This is a genomic window from Bacteroides sp. HMSC067B03, from assembly GCF_001811315.1.
GTDB lineage: Bacteria > Bacteroidota > Bacteroidia > Bacteroidales > Bacteroidaceae > Bacteroides > Bacteroides faecis.
The window spans coordinates 1-23,863 of sequence record NZ_KV804264.1 but is presented as its reverse complement, the minus strand read 5'-3'; the positions used below and the strand labels follow the sequence as shown (position 1 = coordinate 23,863).

17 protein-coding genes and 1 pseudogene are annotated in these 23,863 nt (G+C 42.2%); 11 read left to right on the top strand and 7 right to left on the bottom strand.

Annotated features, from left to right (window positions below):
- Window positions 1–64 precede the first annotated feature (64 nt).
- The 6 genes from HMPREF2794_RS02360 (at window position 65) to HMPREF2794_RS02335 (ending at window position 9,366) form a co-directional block, all read left to right on the top strand.
- On the top strand, window positions 65–1,456 hold the full coding sequence (locus HMPREF2794_RS02360; RefSeq protein ID WP_010535712.1) for an FAD-dependent oxidoreductase: 1,392 nt from the start codon (window positions 65–67) through the stop codon (window positions 1,454–1,456).
- A 38-nt stretch (window positions 1,457–1,494) separates the two neighbouring features.
- Window positions 1,495–2,643, top strand: a complete 1,149-nt coding sequence (locus tag HMPREF2794_RS02355) for a glycoside hydrolase family 130 protein (RefSeq protein WP_070750769.1) — start codon at window positions 1,495–1,497, stop codon at window positions 2,641–2,643.
- Between the two features lie 48 nt (window positions 2,644–2,691).
- On the top strand, window positions 2,692–3,795 hold the full coding sequence (locus HMPREF2794_RS02350; RefSeq protein WP_022301658.1) for a glycoside hydrolase family 88/105 protein: 1,104 nt from the start codon (window positions 2,692–2,694) through the stop codon (window positions 3,793–3,795).
- 377 nt (window positions 3,796–4,172) lie between these two features.
- Window positions 4,173–6,206, top strand: coding sequence for a hypothetical protein (locus HMPREF2794_RS02345; protein ID WP_022301657.1), 2,034 nt, complete (start codon window positions 4,173–4,175; stop codon window positions 6,204–6,206).
- Window positions 6,207–6,248: 42 nt separating this feature from the next.
- Window positions 6,249–8,060 (top strand): glycoside hydrolase family 2 protein, encoded by a 1,812-nt coding sequence (locus HMPREF2794_RS02340; protein WP_083311998.1) that lies wholly within the window; start codon window positions 6,249–6,251, stop codon window positions 8,058–8,060.
- A gap of 391 nt (window positions 8,061–8,451) precedes the next feature.
- Window positions 8,452–9,366 (top strand): glycoside hydrolase family 43 protein, encoded by a 915-nt coding sequence (locus tag HMPREF2794_RS02335; protein WP_371489964.1) that lies wholly within the window; start codon window positions 8,452–8,454, stop codon window positions 9,364–9,366.
- 476 nt (window positions 9,367–9,842) lie between these two features.
- On the opposite strand, the gene HMPREF2794_RS02330 is transcribed toward HMPREF2794_RS02335, so the two are convergent.
- The 6 genes from HMPREF2794_RS02330 to xerD all read right to left on the bottom strand — a co-directional run bounded on the left by HMPREF2794_RS02330 (window position 9,843) and on the right by xerD (window position 18,142).
- Window positions 9,843–11,396: a sensor histidine kinase gene (locus tag HMPREF2794_RS02330; protein ID WP_070750765.1), complete on the bottom strand. Its 1,554-nt coding sequence runs from the start codon at window positions 11,394–11,396 to the stop codon at window positions 9,843–9,845.
- A gap of 124 nt (window positions 11,397–11,520) precedes the next feature.
- Window positions 11,521–12,534, bottom strand: coding sequence for an aldose epimerase family protein (locus HMPREF2794_RS02325; protein ID WP_070750763.1), 1,014 nt, complete (start codon window positions 12,532–12,534; stop codon window positions 11,521–11,523).
- Between the two features lie 38 nt (window positions 12,535–12,572).
- On the bottom strand, window positions 12,573–14,111 hold the full coding sequence (locus HMPREF2794_RS02320) for a YifB family Mg chelatase-like AAA ATPase (protein ID WP_070750761.1): 1,539 nt from the start codon (window positions 14,109–14,111) through the stop codon (window positions 12,573–12,575).
- Between the two features lie 13 nt (window positions 14,112–14,124).
- Window positions 14,125–15,240, bottom strand: coding sequence for a TlpA disulfide reductase family protein (locus HMPREF2794_RS02315; RefSeq protein ID WP_070750758.1), 1,116 nt, complete (start codon window positions 15,238–15,240; stop codon window positions 14,125–14,127).
- A 112-nt stretch (window positions 15,241–15,352) separates the two neighbouring features.
- Window positions 15,353–17,044: a tetratricopeptide repeat protein gene (locus HMPREF2794_RS02310; protein ID WP_070750756.1), complete on the bottom strand. Its 1,692-nt coding sequence runs from the start codon at window positions 17,042–17,044 to the stop codon at window positions 15,353–15,355.
- 138 nt (window positions 17,045–17,182) lie between these two features.
- Window positions 17,183–18,142, bottom strand: a complete 960-nt coding sequence (gene xerD, locus HMPREF2794_RS02305) for a site-specific tyrosine recombinase XerD (protein WP_010535701.1) — start codon at window positions 18,140–18,142, stop codon at window positions 17,183–17,185.
- A 74-nt stretch (window positions 18,143–18,216) separates the two neighbouring features.
- Between xerD and aroQ the strand changes: the two genes are divergently transcribed.
- From aroQ to HMPREF2794_RS02280, 5 genes are read left to right on the top strand one after another with little or no spacing between them, the layout of a single operon-like run.
- Window positions 18,217–18,639 carry a type II 3-dehydroquinate dehydratase gene (aroQ, locus tag HMPREF2794_RS02300; protein ID WP_010535700.1) on the top strand — a complete coding sequence of 141 codons (423 nt, stop codon included), beginning with the start codon at window positions 18,217–18,219 and terminating at the stop codon, window positions 18,637–18,639.
- Window positions 18,640–18,670: 31 nt separating this feature from the next.
- On the top strand, window positions 18,671–20,128 hold the full coding sequence (pyk, locus tag HMPREF2794_RS02295; protein WP_010535699.1) for a pyruvate kinase: 1,458 nt from the start codon (window positions 18,671–18,673) through the stop codon (window positions 20,126–20,128).
- 24 nt (window positions 20,129–20,152) lie between these two features.
- Window positions 20,153–20,794 (top strand): O-methyltransferase, encoded by a 642-nt coding sequence (locus HMPREF2794_RS02290; RefSeq protein WP_010535698.1) that lies wholly within the window; start codon window positions 20,153–20,155, stop codon window positions 20,792–20,794.
- A 30-nt stretch (window positions 20,795–20,824) separates the two neighbouring features.
- Window positions 20,825–21,157 (top strand): 30S ribosome-binding factor RbfA, encoded by a 333-nt coding sequence (gene rbfA / locus HMPREF2794_RS02285; protein WP_010535697.1) that lies wholly within the window; start codon window positions 20,825–20,827, stop codon window positions 21,155–21,157.
- Window positions 21,154–22,380: an FtsX-like permease family protein gene (locus HMPREF2794_RS02280; protein ID WP_010535696.1), complete on the top strand. Its 1,227-nt coding sequence runs from the start codon at window positions 21,154–21,156 to the stop codon at window positions 22,378–22,380. The genes rbfA and HMPREF2794_RS02280 overlap by 4 nt, the downstream gene beginning before the upstream one ends.
- Window positions 22,381–23,519: 1,139 nt before the next feature.
- Here HMPREF2794_RS02280 and HMPREF2794_RS02270 read toward each other — a convergent pair.
- Window positions 23,520–23,863, bottom strand: a pseudogene (locus tag HMPREF2794_RS02270) (hypothetical protein); the annotation flags it as partial.

Sequence of the window (23,863 nt, the reverse complement as noted above, 5' to 3'; positions counted from 1 at the left end):
TTTAATTGAGTTTTAGCGAATCGGACAAAGGAACTGATGTTCACCAAATGATAAAGAGAATACTATGACTTCTAGAAGAGAATTCTTAAAAAAGGCAGGGCTGTTGACCGCAGCTTTCACTGTACCTAGCCTCAATACGCAGGGAGGAACAACGCAATCCAGACTGAGTCTGAAGAATACAAAGATTGCCGTAGATGATCGGTGGGATGTTATTGTAGTTGGCGGAGGACCTGGTGGTTGTGCTGCCGCTATCTCGGCAGCACGCGAAGGGGCCAAGACTCTATTGATTGAAGCAATGGGCCAACTTGGCGGGATGGGGACAGCCGGTATGGTTCCGGCATGGTGTCCGTTTTCTGATGGTGAGAAAATCATTTATAGAGGTTTGGCAGAGAAAATCTTTGAAGCTTCGAGAAAAGGAGTACCGCATGAGAGAAAACAGAAAATGAATTGGGTGAGTATAAATCCCGAATATTTGATGACAGTTTATGATCAGATGGTTGCTGAATCGGGAGCCCGAGTACTCTTCTTTTCAAGAGTTGCCGCTGTAGAAAAAGTAGCCGATGAAACGGTAGATGCTATTATTGTTGCAAATAAATCCGGGCTTGTTGCTTTCAAGGCAAAAGTTTTTATTGATGCGACAGGTGATGGGGATTTGGCGGCATGGGCAGGCGCATCATTCAAAAGAGGAGATGATAGTGGGGTGGTACAGAGCTCATCTTTATGTTTCTCGTTTGCCAATGTCGATAGCTATAACTACAATCTGACGGGGCCTTCATTGCATACTAGCAATAAGAACAGCCCTGTTTATAAAGCGATTGAGTCTGGGAAATATCCATTGATAGATAAGCATTTTAATAGTAATTTTATTGGTCCGGATGTGGTACAGTTCAATGCCGGACATCTTGATAATGTCGATTCAACGGATCCTTGGGCTACTACGCAGGCAATGATGGTAGGTCGGCAAATTGCCGGACAATATTTGGAAGCAATGAAGGATGTTCAACCCAAAACTTTTGGTAGTGCTTTTTTGGTGAAGACTGCTTCTTTGCTTGGAGTCAGAGATAGCCGTCGGATTGAAGGTGATTATACTTTTACGGTAGAGGACTGGAAAGAACGTAGAACTTTTGAGGATGAAATCGGACGTAATTGCTATTATATAGATGTTCATAAACCAGGTCATAAAGAGACGCGTTATAAAAAAGGGGAGTCTCATGGAATACCTTATCGCTGCCTGACACCAAAAGGACTGAAAAATGTATTGACCGCAGGGCGCTGTATATCTACTGATGAAGAAGCATTCGGGAGTTTAAGGGTAATGCCTCCTTGTCTGGTGACTGGCGAAGCTGCCGGAATGGCTGCAGTACATGCTATAAAACAGGCAAGGAATGATGTCCACAAAATCGATACTGATTATCTGCGTAAAAGATTGAAGGAGGAGGGACAATATCTGTTGTAAAGGTAAATGATTTATTATGAATAAAGCAGGAAAATAAGATGAAACTAAAACTCGTAATTAGTCTGACCAGTATATTGATGTTATGTGGATTTACCATGAAACCTTCTACGGATACGACTACAGGTAAAGAGGATAACAGAAATTGGGTACTCGGTCCCTTCGTACGTCCTGAAGGTGCTAATCCCGTAATTTCACCTCAACCTACTTCTTTTTATTGTCCGATGCAGAAGCAACAGGTGAAGTGGGAAGAGAGTGATACATTCAATCCGGCGGCTACCGTGAAAGACGGGAAAATTGTCGTACTTTACCGGGCGGAAGATAATTCGGCACAAGGAATCGGTAAAAGGACTTCACGCATTGGATATGCTGAAAGTACTGATGGAGTTACGATGGCACGATTGGACACTCCGGTGTTATTTCCGGCGGAAGATGACTTTAAAGGTATAGAATGGCCGGGTGGTTGTGAGGACCCGCGTGTGGCTATGACGGAAGACGGACTGTACGTGATGCTCTATACGTCATGGAACCGGAAGACACCGCGTATCGCTGTAGCCACCTCCCGAGATCTGAAAAACTGGACAAAGCATGGACCCGCTTTTGAAAAGGCCTATGACGGACGTTTCACTAAAATAGCCAGTAAATCCGCTTCCATACTGACTAAAGTAAAGAAAGAAAAGCTTGTTATTGATAAAGTAGATGGCAAGTATTTCATGTACTGGGGAGAGTATGCTGTTCATGCAGCTACTTCTGACAATCTTGTGGACTGGTATCCAGTGCTGGACGAGAAGAATGAATTAAAGAAGTTGGCGAGACCGCGTAAAGGTCATTTTGACTGTCAGATGACAGAATGCGGACCTCCGGCAATACGGACTAAAAAGGGGATCGTACTTCTATATAATGGAAAAAATGCAGGAAAAGAGAGGGACACCGATTATCCGGCAGGAGCCTATTGTGCAGGACAACTCTTGTTTGATAATAATGATCCTTATAAAGTTTTGGATCGGTTAGATAAACCTTTCTTTGTACCTGAGGCCTCTTTTGAGAAAAGTGGGCAATACAAAGATGGAACGGTGTTTATTGAGGGATTGGCGTATTATAAGAAGAAATTATATCTCTATTATGGTTGCGCAGACTCGAGAATAGCAGTGGCTGTATGCGATAATGTAAGGAATCTGAAAGTTAGATGATTAGTTGTATATATTCTATAATTGTATAATAAATAAAAATAAGTCGTTATGTGTAAAAAACTACTTTTATTATTGCTTTTGCTACCTTTTCAACTATTATGTGCTCAGACTAAGTTGTTGACGGACTTTCCGGAGGGTTATACCCCTGAAGAGGTCGGCAAGCGTTTGGCATATCGCTTTATAGGTGAGAAGCACGCGCTTCATGCCGGTAAATGGATTGGGTATCCAGAGACGTTTTATTGGAATGGTGCACTAAAATATGCTGCGGTAACAAAAGATAAAGAGCTGATTAAACTTTTGCAGAATAAGTTTGAACCTCTGTTTACATCAGAGAAAGCATTGCAACCGATTATGAATCATGTTGATTTGAATATGTTTGGCAGCTTGCCACTGGAAATGTACCACGTGACAAAAGATAAGAAATACTGGTATCTGGGATTGCCTTATGCTGATTCTCAATGGGAAGTTCCTGCAAATGCCAAACCAAAAGAAAAAGAATGGGCTGAAAAAGGATATTCTTGGCAAACACGTTTGTGGATTGATGACATGTATATGATTACGATTGTGCAGACCCACGCATACAAAGTGACAAAAGACCGTAAATATATTGACCGGGCAGCGAAAGAAATGGTTATGTACTTGGACGAGCTGCAACGTCCGAATGGACTTTTCTATCATGCTCCGGATGTTCCTTACTATTGGGGACGTGGAAATGGATGGATGGCAGCGGGTATGTCGGAGTTGCTCCGGTGTTTGCCCAAAAAACATAAAGACCGTGCCCGTATCTTAGAAGGTTATCAGAAGATGATGAAAAGTTTGAAAGAATATCAGAATGCAGAAGGGTTGTGGAACCAACTGATTGATAAACCTGATTGCTGGACGGAATCATCAGGATCGGCTATGTTTACTTTCGCATTCATAATGGGGGTTAAGAATGGTTGGCTGGATGCTGACGAATATGCACCTGCTGCTCGAAAAGCGTGGCTGGCTTTAGTTCCATACGTTAACGAAAAGAATCAAGTAAAAGCTGTTTGTGTAGGAACAAATAAAAAGAATGACTTGCAGTATTATTATGATCGTCCTCGTCGTACGGGTGATTATCATGGACAGGGGCCCGTCCTTTGGTGTACTGTCGCTCTTTTAGAGAAATAACTGATTATTCCTTGTCCTTGTTTTATTGCTGAGTAAATCACAGTAAATCATATTCCGTAGTTTCCCTTTTTAGAGGGGAAACTGCGGTTCTTTTTATAATAATGGATATGGTTCTATGAAATAGAATATCTCTGATACCGGCAATGGATGGATGGAAAAAAGGACATTATATGTTCTGTTTTGGTATTATTTTATTCATTCTACGTACATTTAGAACGGATTCTTCTACTAATTGCTCAATTTGTTTTACTGAGATAGAGTGATCTTCGCTAATTTTGTACTCGTTGATAAGAGCCGGAATGGCTTGAAAATATATCTAAATAAAGTATTAACAGAATCAGAATTAGTTGCTGATTCATATAATTATGATGAGCTGTATGAACTTAAAATTCTTGCTTTGTGGAATAGCTACTGTACTATTGACCGGAACTGTTAAGGCTGTTGACTATACGCCGGAACAGGTGAATGCACATGTTTCTTTGAAAGTGCCTGGAAATAAGGCCAAGCAGTACCCTTTAATTTTGAAGAGAGTGCAGAATGATAATTCTACCTATCAGTTAGTTGCATCTGAAAGCATTCCGCTGACGATTTCTCAGAAGATCAAAGAAACTAATGGACGTCTACATATTGACATGTGTATTACAGCTCTGGAGGATGTGTACTTTAATTATGGACAGAAGGTAGTTACTGGTTTCCGCCATGACGATTGTTTGTTTTATATGCCCGGATTCTGGTATCGTCGCAATCTGCGTTCACCTAAAGAAGCTCCTTCGTTTCATACATCTGATAGTTGGGTAGTCCGTGAGGACAGGTTGAGTGCTCCACTGACCGGAATTTATAATGAAAAGGACAAGCGATATATGACGGTAAACCGGCTGGATAAGTTTACGACTGACGCTTTGACTACGCATAAAGAAGGTGAAGTAATTCTTTCCGGAAAAACATCTCTGGGCTTTACAGGTTTTGAGAACCAGAATGGAGTGGCTGCCCTTTCTTTCGGTTTTCCTTATCAGGAAGCTCCCAGAAGCTATATCCGTAAATTGACATTGGCTCCTAAGGTAGAAGCTTTTCAGTTATTGAAGAAAGGGGAAAACGTAATGTTAACTTGGGAAATCTCAGAAAGTAGTGCTGATGATTTCTCCGATTTTATACGTCAGACTTGGGAATATTCTTATGATACTTATGCTCCGAAACCTGTTGATACTCCTTATTCTATTCCGGAAATGAAGCAGACACTTAGTCATTACTTTGTGAATAGCTTGGTAAGTAGGCCGGAATTGACCTATAATTCGGGTGTAGGTTTGCGTACGGATGATTGTAAAAGTAATGGTGAGGCAGAAATAGGTTTTGTCGGGCGTGTTCTTTTGAATGCATTCAATGCATGGGAGTATGGCTGGGAGAATAATCGCGAAGAATTGAAAGACAATAGTCTAAAGATTTTTGATAGTTATTTGAAGAACGGTTTTACTCCGGCAGGTTTCTTTAAGGAGTTTGTTAACTTAAACCGTGGATTTGAGGAACCGGTGCATAGTATTCGACGTCAGTCTGAGGGAATTTATGCGATGCTTCATTTCCTGGCGTACGAAAAGGAGCAAGGGCGCAAACATCCGGAATGGGAACAGCGGGTAAAGCAAATGTTTGAGATGTTTCTGAAACTCCAAAATGCTGATGGAAGTTTCCCAAGAAAATTCCGTGATGATTTTACGATTGTTGATAAGAGCGGTGGTAGTACTCCTTCAGCTACATTGCCATTGGTGATGGGATATAAGTATTTCAAAGACAAGCGATATCTTGCCAGTGCCAGAAAAACAGCCGAGTATCTTGAAAAGGAGCTGATCTCCAAAGCTGATTATTTTTCTTCTACACTGGATGCAAACTGTGAAGATAAAGAAGCGTCGTTATATACAGCTACTGCTACGTATTATCTCTCACTGATAACGAAAGGTGAAGAACATAAACATTATGCTGATTTGACAAAGAAAGCCGCATATTTTGCTTTGTCCTGGTATTATTTATGGGATGTTCCGTTTGCTCCCGGACAAATGTTGGGAGATATCGGTATGAAGACTCGTGGTTGGGGAAATGTGTCAGTAGAAAATAATCATATCGACGTATTTATCTTCGAATTTGCTGACGTACTTCGTTGGTTATCTAAAGAGTATAAAGAGAACCGCTTGTCAGATTTTGCAGAGGTGATTTCGACCTCTATGCGTCAGTTGTTACCCCATGAAGGGCATATGTGTGGAATTGCCAAAGTGGGTTATTATCCGGAAGTAGTTCAGCACACTAACTGGGACTATGGAAAGAATGGTAAAGGATATTATAATGATATTTTTGCCCCAGGATGGACGGTTGCTTCTTTATGGGAACTTTATACTCCCGGACGCGCTGAAACTTTCCTGAAAAAATAAAGTGATGCAGGTTGTATCTGGAGAAATCTTTTAAATTATATCATGATGAAACAATTGATTATCTTATTAGTTGTATTTTTAAATTGTTCGTACTTGTCTGCCCAGTGGAAGCCTGCAGGAGAACGAATTAAAACAGAATGGGCTACCAAAATAGATGTTGAGAATGTGTTGCCCGAGTATCCCCGTCCAATTATGGAACGTCCGGATTGGATGAATCTGAATGGGTTATGGAATTATGCCATTGCTCCGGTAGGGCAGGCTGCTCCTCAAAAATATGATGGACAGATTTTGGTTCCTTTTGCGATAGAGTCTAGTTTGTCCGGTGTTGGAAAAAGGCTTGGAAAGGATAATGACTTGTGGTATCAACGCAAATTCTCTGTACCATCAAAATGGAAAGGTGAACGTGTATTGTTACATTTTGGAGCTGTTGACTGGAAGGCTGATATTTGGGTAAATCAAATCAAAATAGGACAACATACAGGAGGTTTTACTCCTTTCTCATTTGATATCACTCCTGCTTTAAAAAATGGAGAGAATGAACTGGTGGTAAAAGTTTGGGACCCTACTGATAATGGTACTCAGCCTAGAGGAAAACAAGTGAATAAACCGTCGGGTATCTGGTATACGCCGGTAAGTGGAATATGGCAGACGGTGTGGCTGGAATCTGTGCCTGCACAGTTTATTACGAACATCAAGACAACCCCTGATATCGACTTGAATAAGTTGGTGGTAGAGGTTGCTACTGATAAGAAGAAGCTTTCGAGCAAAATAGAAGTAAAGGTGTTCGATGGTAAGGAGTTGGTGGCTAAAGGGATTTCTATTAATGGTGTTCCTGTTGAAGTCGCTATGCCAGCTGATGTAAAGTTATGGTCACCGGATTCTCCTTCTCTATATGATTTGGAAATCAGTTTGTTTGAAGGGAATAAGCTGATGGATAAGGTTAAGAGTTATGCTGCTATGCGTAAGTTCTCTACCAAGAGAGATAAAAACGGTATTGTGCGTTTGCAGTTAAATAATAAAGATTTATTCCAGTTTGGTCCTTTAGACCAGGGATGGTGGCCTGACGGTTTGTATACAGCTCCTTCAGATGAAGCTTTGGTATATGATATTCAAAAGACGAAAGATTTTGGCTATAATATGATTCGCAAACATATCAAAGTGGAACCGGCTCGTTGGTATACGCATTGTGACCGTTTGGGAATTATTGTATGGCAGGATATGCCGAGCGGAGATAAAAATCCGGAATGGCAGATGCGTGAGTATTTTACAGGAACGGAAAGAAAGCGTTCTGCAGAATCGGAGGCAACCTATCGTAAAGAATGGAAAGAAATTATCGACTGTCTTTATTCTTATCCTTGTATCGGTACATGGGTGCCGTTTAATGAAGCTTGGGGACAGTTCAAGACTCCGGAAATTGCTGAATGGACAAAGCGATATGATCCTTCACGACTCGTGAATCCTGCTAGTGGTGGTAATCATTATACGTGCGGTGATATGCTTGATTTACATCATTATCCGGGTCCGGAAATGTTTTTGTATGATGCTCAACGTGCTACTGTGCTCGGAGAATATGGTGGTATCGGTTTGGTATTGAAAGAGCATCTTTGGGAACCGGATCGTAACTGGGGATATGTCCAATTCAATACTTCTAAAGAGGCCACTGATAAATACTTGGAGTATGCCAATGTGTTGAAAGATCTGATTCCTCGTGGATTCTCTGCCGCTGTTTATACACAGACTACAGATGTTGAGGTAGAAATAAACGGATTGCTAACTTATGACCGTAAGGTTATTAAACTGGACGAAAAGGCATTGAGGAAGATTAATAGGGAAATTTGTGATGCTCTGAAATAATTGGCTTCAATTATCACATAATATTTATCTGATTGTTGGTATGGGGCGGACTAAAACACTTTTTTAGCCCGCCCTTATAGGATTATCACTAGTTTTCTATCAAACATAATTAAGAATAGATACAATGACTTCAAAAAGAAATTTCTTAGAGAAGGCTGGTTTACTTACTGTTTCTGCTATTAATAATGCATAAAAGGATAGTAGTAGAATCTCTGGTTCCATATGTGATGTATACTTTGCTTACAAGGTGTAGTGATTTTGTACGAAAATATAGTAACTTTGCCTGCATCGTATAATTATAAACTTAAAAAGTCTGTCTATGATAAAGAAAGAGATGAGCGCTCTTTTACTTCTTTGTATCCTGTTGGTTTACAGTGGAAAAAGTAGCGCAATGAATAAAGGAGAGAAGAATATTCCGAACAAAGAAGTGAGTGTTGAGTCAGATCGTCTGCCTATTGCTGATCCATATGTGATGCTCTACAATAATAAGTATTATGCCTATGGTACCGGTGGTACAACAGCAGGTGAAGGCTTCGCCTGCTTCTCCTCCGATGATTTGAAAAATTGGAAACGGGAAGGGCAAGCACTGTCGGCTGCAGATTCATATGGAGAGTGGGGCTTTTGGGCTCCGGAGGTTTACTATATTAAATCAAAAAAGAAGTTTTATATGTTCTATTCTGCGGAAGAGCATATCTGTGTAGCTACTTCTGATTCCCCGGCAGGTCCCTTCCGGCAAGAAGTAAAACATCCTATTTGGGAGGAAAAGAGCATTGATACCTCTCTCTTCATAGATGATGACGGTATCCCGTATCTTTATTTTGTACGCTTTACAGATGGAAATGTAATTTGGGTGGCTCAGATGACCGATGATTTGATGAAGATCAAGACGGAAACTTTGTCGGAGTGCATAAAAGCGGAGGAGCCGTGGGAACTTTTGCAGGCTAAGGTTGCAGAGGGACCTTCAGTCTTGAAGAAGAATGGAACCTATTACTTGATTTATTCAGCCAACCACTATCAGAATAAAGGTTATGGAGTAGGTTATGCTACGTCTGAATCGCCAATGGGACCATGGATTAAATATAGTAAGAATCCGCTTTTACAAGGCGTTGAGGCGATAGGATTGGTAGGTACCGGTCATGGTGCACCTTTCCAATGTAAAGATGGTAGCTGGAAATATATTTTCCATGCCCATTGGAGCAAAGAGAAAATACATCCACGTACTTCCTTTTTTAAGAATTTTGCTATTTCAAACCAAGGAGCCGTTTCTATTAGTGGGAAGGTAATTGAGCCAAGAATCGTGAAATAACAACTCTGATAACTGAAAACGAATCGGGTACTTGACAAATGTTTTTAAATGTTGTATATTTGTAGTTCTAAACCTGAACAGAATCATTTAAGAACGGCAAATAAAATGAGAAAATTAGTATGGAATCATCTTCTATGGTGGTATAATATAGTAACAAATAGTGCTTGTCCCTTTGGTGTATATTAGGGGATAGGATGCTTTAATATAGGAAAAGGCTGCAAACTTTATGAGGTTTGCAGCCTTTTTTGTCTTATAAATTCGAAGATTATTCTGTCGATTTCTATTTTAGAGTAACAGGGACGTTTATAATAAACGATCACAGTATTTATTATAAACCCGCCTGTCGTTTATGTGCTAACCTGTCGCTATTTTTTGTATGAGTAGAGTGCCCGTTCTCTGATGGTGGCTAGAAGTAGTAATTATAGCCACCATTGGAAGTCGGTAATCTAACGATATAAAGTCCTTAAATACTTTATTTATGCATGAAGTTCCAGAATAAACCGGCATCCCTTTGTATAACTTGTATCCAACGTCAGGCTGCCATTCATTTTCGTGGCGATGAGTGAACAGATGGGTAATCCCAGGCCATCACCTGTTGTCAGGTCTTTTACCTGTGTGAATGGTTTGAAGAGATTTTCTTGTTGCTCTGCCGAAATGCCTGTACCTGTATCGGTTATGATAAACTGATGGGTGTGTGCGCCGCGTTTCTTGAAGTCAAGGCTGATACGTCCCTGTTCTGTGTAGAAAGCGGCATTTTTCAGCAGGTAGAGAAGAATGCGTTCCAGTTGCTCTTTATTTGTTTTTACTTGGAGCTTGGGTGCGTTTACAGAAGGAGTGACGTCTGGTTTCATAAATTCTTTCGCCTTCTCCATCACGTTCTCGCAGAAAGTGCCTGCATTGACTTCTCCCATTTCATAAGGTTCAGTCAGTGAGTTCTCCAAAAGGGAAAGTTCCTGAATATCGTCGCTGAATTGCTTTAAGGCAGCTACTTGTGCCTGCATTTGCTCTGCTTGCTGAGGAGCTTTGGCAGAGAGATCCTTGGCGGAGGCTCCTAAAGTGTTCAGAGTCGGTTCCATCTGCGAGGATATATTCTGAATGAATTTAGTTTTCAAATCATTGTGCTCATTGGCTATAATTACACTCTTTTTAAGTTTGCGGTTACCGGCGATAAATCTCAATAATAAGATGGCGAGTACTATCAATGCGGCTATGAGGATGGCCACAAGTGTACAGAGTCCTATGATGATATATTGCTTGGCAGATAAGGTACTGTCTTTGTCTTGTATAGTCAGCAGGCTTTCATCATATTTCCTTTTCAGGACATTCAGTTCATCCTGAGCAGTCAGGGCTTTTACTGAGTCGGTCCAGACGATATAGCTTTCGTAGGTACGTTCCATTAGTGAAGCATTGTTGGCTTTACGTGCGATGCCGATTAGGGTCTTGTAGCAGTCGCTCACTTTATCGTAATCCCTCTTTTCCTTGTATTGGTTGATGAGTTTGCGGAAACAGGCATCCCCTTGCGTATTTTGATTGAAAGTATAGTAATAGTTGGCTTTCGTGTAAAGCAGCACTTCCATTAAGGAGTCATTCTTGGCGAGCTTGGCCATCTCTTCCAGCTTGTCCAGTTGGTTTTTGGCTTGTGCAGGATTTTTCAGTGCAATGTACATCTGCAACCGTTCCTTGCTGATAGGGAACCGTAAATCATAAAAGACTTTTTTCTGTTTCTGTTCGCCTGTCCAAATGAATTGTTCCATGTCGCGGCATAGTTCGAAGCCTTCCTTGTAGAAGTTCTCTCTCACATATAAGGCGTTGGCCTGAATACCACACTCTATAGCCTGTGGATAGTTTTCGCGTGCAGCAAATGCCTCGTACGCTTTCTTGAACAGATAACGGGCTTTGATGTAATCTTTCTGCTTCAAGCTACTCAAAGCTTGTTCCTTTAGCTCTGCAGCTTTGTCTTGAGACGCTTGTGCATAAGCTGACAGGTAAAAACAAAATGTGATCAGGAAGGTTACAATGGACGTTTTCATATTGTTGCTTTTTTGTTTATCACAAATGTAAAACAAATATATGAATAAAAAGAGATTGGTGGCAAAAAAGTTTTTGCTGTCCATACGGAGACAGAGGATGTCAGCGTGTGGACAGCAGGAGAGGTTATCTTTCGAATGTGTAAATACTTCTGTGGAGATACTCTTCCCCCGGCATGAGCAGGCAGGAAGGAAAATGCGGATGCGAAGGGGTATCCGGGAAGTACTGCGTCTCCAGGCATACACCGATATCCGGTGTGGGAGTGAGATAGCCGGAGGTATATAATAAAACACCGGGTAAGTCAGTCCTGACAGTTAGCTTTCTACCGGAAAAAGGATCGGATAATACGGCGGCTGTCAATAACGTGTCGGACGATTCTTCTTTCAGGATATAGCAATGATTGTATCCCTTGTTCCAATGTAACTGTTCGTCATCATCGTAAAGATGCATTCCGATACTATGACTGATGGTAAAATCAAACGGACTGTCTTTTACGTCCTGCATGTGTCCGGTAGGAATAAACTGTGAGGTGGTTTCTAATATCCGGGTAACAGGTATCATGAGTTGGTGTTCCGTTATTTTTCGTTTATCGCCGGACAGATTGAAATAGGCGTGATTAGTCAGATTCAGATAAGTGGGGCGATCTGTGATTCCATAATAACTGATTGTCAGTTCATTGGTTTCTGTGAATTGATATTCTATTTTTACGTGTACATTGCCCGGATATCCTCCTTCCATATCCGGAGAGTGGAGAATGAAGCGGATACCGGAATCAATTTGCTCCCATTGCCATATCTTCTTGTGAAAACCGGATGCTCCGCCATGATTGGTGTTTTCTCCATCGTTTTTCTCCAACTGATAAGTAGTGTCTTTGATGGAAAAAGATGCCTGATAAATGCGGTTAGCGAACCGGCCTACAGTGGCTCCCATATAATAGGTGTCTTTTATATATCCTTCAGCGTTATCGTATCCCAACAGAATGTTTTCAAAAATGCCATGTTTATCGGGCATATGGGCTGAAACCCAGCTGGCTCCCAGATTGGTAAGTTCAATGGACGCTCCGGAAGCATTGGTCAACCGGAACAGATAAATGGATTCTCCCGATGGAGTATATCCCCAATGTGTAATAGCGGTATTCATGATTTACTTATTTGATGTGAATCTTTTGTTTAATATCCTTAACCTGCCCAGTTCTCTCTGTCCAAATTACGATAACTGATGGCTTCGGCCAAATGTGAAGGTTGAATCCACTCCATATTTTCCAGATCGGCAATAGTACGTGCCACTTTTAATATACGGTCGTACGCGCGTGCAGAGAGATTGAGACGTTCCATCGCGTTTCGTAGCAGAGAAAGTCCTTTGTCATCCGGATGTGCATAGATGGATAGTAGTTTGCTGCTCATCTGCGCATTACAGTAGATACCGGGGTAATCGGCATAACGCTGTTCCTGTATCCGGCGTGCCCGAATCACTCTTTCCCGAATGATGCTGCTTGCTTCTCCTTGCCGCTGGTCGGATATCTTATCAAAAGGTACAGGAACGATTTCTATCTGAATATCAATGCGGTCCAGTAATGGGCCGGATATTTTGTTCAGATACTTCTGCACCTGTCCGGGACTGCAAACACATGCTTTGGTCGGATGATTATAGTATCCGCACGGACATGGATTCATGGATGCGATGAGCATCAGATTGGCTGGATAACTGATGGTGCTCTTTATACGAGAGATGGTTATCTGCCGGTCTTCAAGTGGTTGGCGCAATACTTCCAGCACTCCTCTGTTAAATTCCGGTAGTTCATCCAAAAATAAAACTCCATTATGTGCCAGACTGATTTCTCCCGGCTGTGGAAAACTTCCGCCGCCGACCATGGCTACTTGCGATATCGTGTGATGAGGATCACGGAACGGGCGTTGGGAGATCAGTGAAGAACCCCGGTTTAGTTTTCCGGCAACAGAGTGTATCTTGGTCGTTTCCAGGCTCTCACCCAGGGAGAGAGGAGGAAGAATGGAGGGTAACCGTTTAGCCATCATAGATTTGCCACTGCCGGGAGCACCGATCATTAGTAGATTATGTCCTCCGGCAGCTGCTACCTCTAATGCTCTTTTTACATTTTCTTGTCCTTTTACATCTGCAAAGTCCAGGTCAAAGGCTGTCTGCTGTTGATAAAACTCTTCCCGTGTGTTGACTATTGTCTGCTCCAGTTCTTTTTCGTTATTGAAAAATTCTATGACTTCTTTGATATTGCTGACACCATATACCTTCAATTGATTAACGACCGCTGCTTCCCGTGCATTTTGCTGAGGAATAATGAGTCCCTCAAAACCTTCTTCGCGAGCTTTGATGGCAATAGGAAGTGCTCCTTTGATAGGCTGGATGCTCCCGTCAAGGCTAAGTTCTCCCATCATCAGATAACGGGATAACTTCTCAGACGATATGGTTTCGCTGGCACCCAGCAAGCCGATAGCGAGAGGCAAATCATAAGCCGAACCTTCTTTGCGGATATCGGCAGGAGCCATATTTACGACCAGATTGCTGGTCGGCATCTTATAGCCATTGACTTGCAGTGCGGAGATAATACGTTGGTGACTTTCCTTAACCGCAGAATCCGGAAGACCGACGAGATAGAACATACAGCCACGTGAGCTGTTGACTTCGATTGTGATGAGTGTTGCATCAATCCCTTGAACAGCCGCTCCGAAAACTTTAATTAGCACGTTTGATGATCGTTTATTTTTTCTGTTTGTTTTTCTTTTCTTTTTCTGCCGCTTCTTCGACAATCTTTTCTATTTTCTTTTTCAGTTCTTCCCCCTGAAGATTCTTGGCTACAATCTTTCCATCTGACGAGAGAAGTATGTTGGCAGGTATTTTCCAGACGGAATATTGCTTGGCAACTTCAGAATTGAGTCCGCCGAAATCACATACTTGTTCCCATTCCAGCGTATCACGCTTGATGGCGTCTTTCCATTGCTGTTTGTCTACATCCAGTGAAATACCGAGCATGCCTATATATTTGTTCTTCTTATACTTCTTGTAGATTTCTCTTAGTTCGCTATTGTTCTGTTTCCGGGAGATGCTATCGTTCCAGGAAGCCCAGAAGTTAATTAACAGGCTTTTTTGCTTGAATGCATCCGATGAACGGGTGATCTTTTCTCCTTTGGCATTGGGCAGGCTGAAGAAAGGCGCATATTTGCCAACCTCTGCTTTCTCCGCTTGAGTGATCGTTTCAGTCAACCGTTCGACATATGGTTTATCCTGTAATACACCTGTCATTACATTAACCAGCTTTTTGATTTTAGTGAAATCCGGTGATTCTTTCTGAACGAAGTATTTATCTAATAAGTAAAGGCTGACATAAGAGGAGTGGTGTTGCAGGATGAATTCTTCCGCTTTCTCTTCAGCAGTTTTTGTTTCCTCTACATTTTTTGTCTTATCAGTTGCTTCTTCACCAATCTTTTCCGAAGGATTGACCGGCCCTTTCAGTTCTTGCTGAAAGTCTGTAAACTCTTCGTTGTATATATTTCCAGTGACAGTCAAGAGATTAAGGTTGATTGTATCTCCTTTTATCTTGATCTTGTTTCCTTTGTCCAGAAAAATAGGATATTCTATTTGGTTCTTGAGCAATAGATAGGCAGAAGTGATCGTATCTACATTGGTGGTGTAAGAGAACTTGTCATTCTCTGCATAAATGGTGTCTATCCGGTCGTAGAGTTCGTCCATGCCGTACAGATAAAGTGTATCAGTGCCGAGTCCTTTGATCTCTCCTGTGATGGTTGTCTCGTTGGAGCTCTTTTTGCATCCGGCCAGACAGATAAGTATGAGGATTAAAATGCTGCTCTTTTTCATTGCTTTGATTTCTTTTCTGCGAAAGTACGGTTTTTTACAGATAAAAAAAAGAATTGCCCGTCATTTGTAATGACGAGCAATTCTCAATATTTAAAATAGAGTGGTAATTCTCTTATTTAATGATGCTCATGAAATCTGCATTTGTGAAGAACTTAGAGAATTCCAAGTCTGTTGCAGCCTTCTTAGCCAACGCAGGTTCTTTAGCAATAGCGCTCTTCAAGCTGCTAGTTACCATAGAAGAATTGTTAGTTCTAGCACCCAGAACCGCCATCAGGTAGTCTGTGTAAGCATCAGGTTTTTCTACGCCTGCCAATGTGTTTTTAGCTTTGTTGTAGTCCTTAGCAAGGATCTGAGCCAAAGCAGCACTGTTAGTTTTAGCGTCACCGAATGAGTTAACTGCTCTTTCATACTGACCTTGAGCGATGTACAGGTTACCCATAGATTCGCCAAGTTCTTTTGTACCTGCAGCTTTACCGAAGTAAGCTTCAGCAGCAGCTTTGTCACCCTTGATCAAAGAGATCAAACCTAAGTTCATGTTAACTTCAGGAGTAGCGTTTACGCTGGCAGCTTTCTTCAAGTAAGATTCAGCTTTGTCAACGTTACCAGCCTGATAAGCCAGTTTACCAAGGTTGTTGTATCCACGGTAATCGTTAGGGAACTGTTTGGTAGCCTGAGTATAGATAGCTTCCTGTTTAGCAGGGTCGTTAGTCAGTGTAGCAGCATACAGCAATTCTTCCACATTCAGTTCAGAAGGATTAGAAGAAGCAAGCTTAGCAATTTCTTCGTCAGACTTACCGATGATTTCGTAGTTCAAAGTCAAACGAGAACGACGCAGTTGAGGAAGGATATCGTCAGCCAGGTTCTTGTATACAGAAGAGATGTTCTTGATTTCCTGTTCTCTCTGTGCAGGGTCCTGATACATAGACAGTACGCGAAGGATCAGTTCTTTGTCCTGGATGTTAGATTTAGAAACCAGTTCCTGGAAGCCTTCCCAGTCCTGTGCAGTATATTTAGCGTCAACCGGAGCGTCGATCTTAGCTTTCTTCAAGTCTTTGTTCAGCATCTTGGTAGTGTTACTTTCACGGTTTTCTGCCAGAGTTGTATTCAGGCTTACACCACCATCAGGAGAAGCATAAGCAGAAACTTCGATGTTGCTGATCTTCTTGTTTTCAGCGCTGTTTACGTTAGCAACTTCCTGGTTGAATTCTTTTGCAGTCTTCAACTCGCTTGAACGGATGTTAGCTTGTTGGATCAAGAACATGATGTTGGCATCGTGCTTTTCCTTGATGATACGTTGGAAAGCATCTTCGCCCAATGCCGGGTTAGCGCTGCCCAATGTGTTGTTTACCAACTCAGAAGTAGAGATTACACCGTCAGCGACTTTTACTGCAGGAATAACAACTTCTTTGTTACCAACTTTAGCTTTAAATTCAAGCCACAGTTCAGATTTAGCCATTTCAGGAACATAGTCGAAAGACGTTTTCATCGTATAGCTACCACCTACTTTGTAAGAGATAGTCTGATCGTTTCCTTCTACTTTTTCTCCTTGGAATACAGCACTTTGCCCTTTAGCTTCACCGCCATTCCATTTCAAAACCGGAGTAACTTCTACTACAGCTTTTTTCTTGAAATACTTTTCAGGGAATTTACCGTTAATGGTAGCAGGAACTTTACCACCTACTGCTTCCAACACTTGTGGAGTAACAGTGAAGTAGTCCGCTGACAGGGGACCCATTTTCTTGCACGAAGAGAAAAGTGCAACAACAATTGCCATGAGTAAAGGCAAGTACAACTTCTTTGTCATTTTAGGTATAAATTAAATGTTTGTAATTGAAATATCGTCATATTTATAACCCCTTTTCAATCCTAATAAAGTAAAAACATCGCAAAGATATTAATTCTTAATATAATTATGTAGTTAGCAGGAGGTTTTTATCATAATTTAATGAAAACTTGACTCTTTTTCTTTCCGATACTTAATATTTCGGGGGTGATGCTCGATAATCTCGCTACGAAGCATGTTGCGGTCGATATGGGTATAAATTTCGGTCGTTGCGATGGACTCATGTCCGAGCATGCACTGGATGGCCCGTAGATTGGCGCCACCTTCCAGTAAATGAGTGGCAAAAGAGTGTCGGAAAGTGTGCGGACTGATGTTCTTGGTGATACCTGCATTTTGCGCTAATTCTTTTATCATGTGAAAGATCATGATTCGGGAAAGTGATTTGCCCCTTCGCTGGCTGACAAATACAAAATCCTCATAGTCTTTTTTAACTTCTATTTGGTTGCGGTCTGCGAAATAAAGTTTGATCTCGTTAATGGCACGGGGAGAGATAGGAACAAGGCGTTGCTTGCTTCCTTTGCCTTCTACTTTTATGAAACCCTCATCGAAGTAGAGGTCAGATAGCTTGAGATTGACAAGTTCGGATACGCGTAGTCCGCAGCTGTATAATGTTTCCAGGATAGCTCTGTTGCGTTGTCCTTCGGCCTTGCTGCGGTCTACGGCGGAGATGATGGTATCTATTTCCTCTACTGTCAGTACTTCGGGAAGTTTAAGTCCTATCTTAGGACCTTCCAGTAATTCGCTGGGGTCGGCTTCCAGATAATCCGCCATAATCAAAAAACGGAAGAAAGACTTGATGCCGGATAAAATGCGTGCCTGCGAGCGGGGATGGATGCCAATGTCATGTAAACCCGCAGCAAAGCGCTGGAGGTCCGACTGGCATACTTCGAGGACGTCTATCCCTTCCAGCGTCAGAAAACTCATCAGTTTATCCAGATCGGTCAGATAAGCGTCCAATGTATTGGGAGATAAAGACTTTTCCAGTTTGAGATACTGCCGATACTTTCTGATTATCAGTGCTTGTTGCTCCTTCTTCTTGTTTTTTTCGTTGATTTCCATTTCTTTTTTCTACCTTTGTAGCCTGAAATATTGTTCTTTGGATACAAAGGTATTAAAAAAGCAGGACTACGGCGATGAGAATACAAATTATTAATGGCCCGAACATCAATCTGTTGGGCAAGCGTGAACCTTCCATATACGGAAGTGTTACATTTGAGGACTATCTGGCTGAGCTTCGTAAAAGGTATGCTGATTTGGAGATCGACTATTTTCAATCGAACATTGAGGGAGAAATGATTGACTGCATTCAGCAGGTAGGTTTTGAGGCAGACGGCATCATTCTGAATGCCGGTGCTTATACGCATACATCCATCGCTTTGCAGGATGCCATTCGTTCTGTGACTTCTCCGGTGATCGAGGTTCATATCTCTAATATACATAGCCGCGAGTCTTTTCGGCATGTATCTATGATTGCCTGTGCGTGCAAAGGAGTCATCTGTGGTTTCGGGCTGAATTCGTATCGTTTGGCTCTGGAGGCTTTGTTAGATAATAAATAAGGTATTAATATATTAAATAGGTAAAAAGGCTATGTTACTGAAACAGACAAAAATCGTTGCATCCATTTCGGATAGACGTTGCGATGTGGACTTTATAAAACAGCTGTTTGAAGCTGGGATGAATGTAGTGCGTATGAATACGGCTCACGCTAGCCGTGAAGGTTTTGAAGCGTTGATTGCCAATGTTCGTTCCGTATCCAACCGGATTGCGATTCTGATGGATACCAAAGGACCGGAAGTACGTACGACTGCCAATGCGGAACCGATCCCCTATCAGATAGGTGATAAAGTGAAGATTGTCGGTAATCCTGATCAGGAGACGACTCGTGAATGCATTGCTGTTTCGTATCCGGATTTTGTGAACGATTTGAATATCGGAGGACTGGTGTTGATTGATGATGGTGATCTGGAACTGGAAGTGATCGACAAGACCGCCGATTATCTGCTTTGCGAAGTGAAAAACGATGCAACGCTGGGAAGCCGCAAGAGCGTGAACGTACCGGGTGTTCGTATCAATCTTCCTTCATTGACAGAAAAAGACCGCAATAATATACTTTATGCCATCGAAAAAGATATCGATTTCATCGCTCACTCTTTCGTGCGCAACCGTCAGGATGTGCTCGATATCCGTGAGATTCTGGATGCACACAACAGTGATATCCGCATTATTGCCAAGATTGAGAATCAGGAGGGCGTAGACAACATTGACGAGATCCTTGAAGTGGCGGATGGTGTGATGGTAGCCCGTGGTGACCTGGGTATCGAAGTTCCGCAGGAACGTATTCCGGGTATCCAGCGTGTGCTGATCCGCAAATGTATTCTGGCAAAGAAGCCGGTAATCGTTGCAACTCAGATGCTTCATACGATGATCAACAATCCCCGTCCGACTCGTGCGGAGGTGACTGATATTGCAAATGCAATCTATTATCGTACAGATGCTTTGATGCTGAGCGGTGAAACTGCTTATGGCAAATATCCGGTGGATGCAGTGAAGACAATGACTAAGATCGCAGCTCAGGCTGAAAAGGATAAGCTGGAAGAAAACGATATCCGTATTCCGTTGAACGAAAACAGCAACGACGTGACGGCATTCCTCGCTAAACAAGCGGTGAAAGCTACATCGAAACTGAAGATACGCGCTATCATTACAGATAGCTACAGTGGACGGACAGCCCGTAATCTGGCTGCTTTCCGTGGTAAATTCCCGGTGTTGGCTATCTGCTATAAGGAAAAAACGATGCGTCATCTGGCTCTTTCTTACGGTGTGGAAGCTATCTATATGCCGGAATTGGCCAACGGACAGGAATACTACTTTGCCGCTCTGCGCCGTCTTTTGAAAGAGGGACGCTTGCAGCCATCTGATATGGTGGGTTATTTAAGTAGCGGTAAGGCAGGTACGCAAACTTCCTTCCTTGAAATCAACGTTGTGGAAGATGCATTGAAGCATGCGGGAGAAACTGTATTGCCTAACAACAATCGTTATCTCTAACTGTTATTTATAAGACCGGGTTTTATGCAGGAGACTGAATCTATTGATGAATATATTTTGCAGCATATCGATGCTGAAAGTGACTATCTGAAGGCGCTCTATCGGGATACGCATGTGAAATTGCTTCGTCCCCGTATGGCTTCCGGGCACTTACAGGGGCGGATGCTGAAAATGTTCGTGGAAATGATTCGTCCCTGGCAAATACTGGAAATCGGAACGTATAGCGGTTATTCTGCCCTTTGTCTGGCGGAAGGACTCCGGGAGGGCGGAATGTTGCATACGTTTGAGATAAATGATGAACAAGAGGATTTCACCCGTCCCTGGCTGGAGAATTCTCCCTTTGCGGACAAGATCCGATTTTATATCGGAGATGCTCTGGAGCTTGTTCCTCAGTTAGGTATTACGTTCGATCTGGCTTTTGTTGACGGTGATAAACGGATGTACATCGATTATTATGAGATGGTTTTAAAACATCTTTCCGCAGGTGGGTATATTATTGCCGACAATACTTTGTGGGATGGGCATGTGCTGGAGCAACCTCGCAGCTCAGATACGCAGACTATCGGTATCAAGGCTTTTAATGATTTCATCGCTACGGATAGCCGGGTGGAAAAAGTAATTCTTCCTTTGCGTGACGGATTGACGATCATAAGGAAGAAAATTTGAATTATAAATCGTAAAATTGTAAATAAGTTTATGGAAACAACCAGACAGAATAAAATATCTCGCCTGTTACAGAAGGAGTTGAGCGAGATATTCCTGCTTCAAACAAAGGCAATGCCGGGTACATTGGTATCGGTCAGCGCTGTTCGTATCAGTCCCGATATGAGTATCGCCCGTGTTTACCTGAGCGTTTTCCCATCCGAGAAAGCTGAAGAAATAGTGAAGAATATCAATGAGAACATGAAAACCATTCGCTATGAGCTTGGTACTCGTGTACGTCATCAATTACGGATTATCCCCGAATTAAAGTTTTTCGTGGACGATTCGCTGGATTATATTGAGAAGATTGACTCTTTGCTGAAGTGAATTTCCCCTTCTACATAGCCCGGCGTTATCTTTTCTCGAAGAAGAAGCATAATGCTATCAACATTATATCCGGCGTGTCGGTATGCGGGGTAGCGCTTGCTACGCTTGCACTGGTCTGTACGCTTTCCGTCTTTAACGGATTTCAGGATATGGTAGCCAGCTTTTTCACGGCTTTTGATCCTCAACTGAAGATTACGGTCCGTGAAGGAAAAGTATTCGATGGGCAGAATGAAAAAATTCGTGCGGTCTGTGCGCTTCCCGAAGTATCGGTATCTACAGAGACTCTGGAAGAGAATGCGATGGTACAATATAAAGACCGTCAGGCCATGGTAGTGCTGAAAGGGGTAGAAGATAATTTTGAAGATTTAACTGAAATAGACAGCATTCTTTACGGAGCCGGTGAATTTATTCTTCATGATTCGATTGTGAATTATGGAGTGATGGGTGTGGAACTGGTTTCGACTTTGGGCACAGGACTGGCGTTTGTAGATCCTTTGCAGGTGTACCTTCCCAAGCGGAATGCCAAAGTGAATATGGCGAACCCCGGGGCTTCTTTCAATCGCGACTATCTTTATTCACCGGGTGTTGTGTTTGTGGTCAACCAACAGAAGTATGATGAAAGTTATATTCTCACTTCCCTTGATTTTCTTCGTAACTTATTGGACTATACGACAGAGGTTTCCGGCATTGAGCTGAAGCTGAAGCCAAACGCTAATGTGTCATCTGTACAATCTAAAATAGAGAAAATGCTGGGTGATGACTTTGTGGTACAGAACCGTTATCAGCAGCAAGCCGATGTCTTCCGTATCATGGAAATAGAGAAACTGATTTCTTATCTGTTTCTTACTTTTATTCTGATGATCGCCTGTTTCAATGTGATTGGTTCTCTTTCTATGTTGATTTTGGACAAGAAAGACGATGTCATTACATTGCGCAGCCTTGGTGCCAGTGACAAACTTATATCTCGTATCTTTTTATTTGAAGGCCGTCTGATTTCTTTGTTTGGAGCCATTTCCGGTATTATTCTGGGTTTGATATTATGTTTCATCCAGCAGAAGTATGGTCTGATTACCCTTGGCGGAGGGGGTGGTACTTTTGTGGTAGATGCTTATCCGGTGAGTGTCCATCTGTGGGATGTGGTACTTATTTTCATTACAGTGTTGGCAGTAGGATTCTTGTCTGTATGGTATCCGGTTCGCTATTTAAGCAAGCGTTGTATTTAAAAAAGACCGCCATACCGTGGGAAAGAAGGTAATGGCGGCTTCGCAATTAACTGGTTAGGTTAATGACATCTTCACAGATGCCTGGGGTAATTATTAAAATGAAAAGGGGAAATTTCATAGGGATCACAGCTCTGGTAATGATTCACGAATCGGTTCATCGTGCACTTATGCTTTAATCGTTTGTATTTGCAGGGATAAAAGCATTCAGCCCTTCAGTCGCTCTCGCAAACGCCCTGATGGAAGGAGATAGCGGCTGAAGGCTGTTTTTTATATCCCACCTCTGGCACGCTCTGAGAGGGGGGAGTGCTTTCAGCCCCTTCAGCCGGAAAAAATTGGTTCGAGCGCTAGCAAGTTCTGTTTCAATAGAGCCTGTATTTATCTTAAACAGAACCTCTATTGGAGACAAACAGAGCTTCTGTTTGAGGTAAACCGAACCTCTGTTTTTATGAATTATGAACAGTTTATTCATTTCAAATAAGCTGGTATACCATCCACTTTCACTTCGGGAGCGAGTAACCATTATCTCGGTGGTGAGTGGAGTTCAACTCGGTGGTGAGTGAAGTTCATCTCCGGGCTTACAGGATTCAGCCCATATGTCGAGTAACGATCAATTGTATGCAGAGTAGGCATAGCCAATAAACGATGGATTTATGTATGCCCAAGGCTGAAAGGGCTGAAAGCACTCCCTCTTCTCAGAAGGCGCCAGAGGCAGGGTATAAAAAAACAGCCTTCAGTCGCTATCTCCTTCTATCAGGACGTTTGCGAGAGAAACTGAAAAGGCTGAATGCGGTGAACGCTTGATAATATACAATAGAGTAAAGGTAGTACATCTTTCATTCCAATGTTGTACATCTTCGACCCGAACGTAGTACTAGAATCAGACAACTTAAGTACTTGTCCGGAGCAAGTCTTGTACTTATTGGGAAATACTTTAGTGCAAGTTTGCTTCATTCTTACATGGAGACTCGTTCATAAGTAATGAGTCGGGTGAGAATTAGTGAAAAAATGTGTGGTAAATGTATCTGTCCATTCAATTGCAAATGTATCCCTGCCATTCAGATGACTATCATTTCTCTTCATTATCGCTTATGTGGGAAAAGAAATGAAACGGAACAATAGTATATAAACAATCACATCATTTACAACTTCTGAATTTCTTCAGGTAGCAATCCCGTAGCTTTTTGGATTGCCGCTATGTCCAGTCCCATTGATTTCAGATTCCGAGCTATATCCATTCGTCCTTTTTCTATCCCTTTTTCCATTCCTTCCTCCAATCCTTCCATGCGACCTTCCAATTTAGCCCCATCCAATACGTCATTTTGTATCATTATGGCGCTTAAGTGTTCATCATAAGCATGTCGTTCTTCCGGAGACATATTATAGTAAATCAGCTTTTTGCGGGCTTCTCCCAAGCCGGGAGCTGTAGTATCGTGACGAATACAACCGGTTTTCAGGTACTCAATCCATTCTTCCAGTGGAGTAA

Bases quoted from the DNA above. Each gene is read 5' to 3' on its own strand.
- HMPREF2794_RS02360 (WP_010535712.1), top strand. From the start codon at position 65: ATGACTTCTAGAAGAGAATTCTTAAAAAAGGCAGGGCTGTTGACCGCA.
- HMPREF2794_RS02355 (WP_070750769.1), top strand. From the start codon at position 1,495: ATGAAACTAAAACTCGTAATTAGTCTGACCAGTATATTGATGTTATGT.
- HMPREF2794_RS02350 (WP_022301658.1), top strand. From the start codon at position 2,692: ATGTGTAAAAAACTACTTTTATTATTGCTTTTGCTACCTTTTCAACTA.
- HMPREF2794_RS02345 (WP_022301657.1), top strand. From the start codon at position 4,173: ATGAACTTAAAATTCTTGCTTTGTGGAATAGCTACTGTACTATTGACC.
- HMPREF2794_RS02340 (WP_083311998.1), top strand. From the start codon at position 6,249: ATGATGAAACAATTGATTATCTTATTAGTTGTATTTTTAAATTGTTCG.
- HMPREF2794_RS02335 (WP_371489964.1), top strand. From the start codon at position 8,452: ATGAATAAAGGAGAGAAGAATATTCCGAACAAAGAAGTGAGTGTTGAG.
- HMPREF2794_RS02330 (WP_070750765.1), bottom strand. From the start codon at position 11,396: ATGAAAACGTCCATTGTAACCTTCCTGATCACATTTTGTTTTTACCTG.
- HMPREF2794_RS02325 (WP_070750763.1), bottom strand. From the start codon at position 12,534: ATGAATACCGCTATTACACATTGGGGATATACTCCATCGGGAGAATCC.
- HMPREF2794_RS02315 (WP_070750758.1), bottom strand. From the start codon at position 15,240: ATGAAAAAGAGCAGCATTTTAATCCTCATACTTATCTGTCTGGCCGGA.
- HMPREF2794_RS02310 (WP_070750756.1), bottom strand. From the start codon at position 17,044: ATGACAAAGAAGTTGTACTTGCCTTTACTCATGGCAATTGTTGTTGCA.
- xerD (WP_010535701.1), bottom strand. From the start codon at position 18,142: ATGGAAATCAACGAAAAAAACAAGAAGAAGGAGCAACAAGCACTGATA.
- aroQ (WP_010535700.1), top strand. From the start codon at position 18,217: ATGAGAATACAAATTATTAATGGCCCGAACATCAATCTGTTGGGCAAG.
- pyk (WP_010535699.1), top strand. From the start codon at position 18,671: ATGTTACTGAAACAGACAAAAATCGTTGCATCCATTTCGGATAGACGT.
- HMPREF2794_RS02290 (WP_010535698.1), top strand. From the start codon at position 20,153: ATGCAGGAGACTGAATCTATTGATGAATATATTTTGCAGCATATCGAT.
- rbfA (WP_010535697.1), top strand. From the start codon at position 20,825: ATGGAAACAACCAGACAGAATAAAATATCTCGCCTGTTACAGAAGGAG.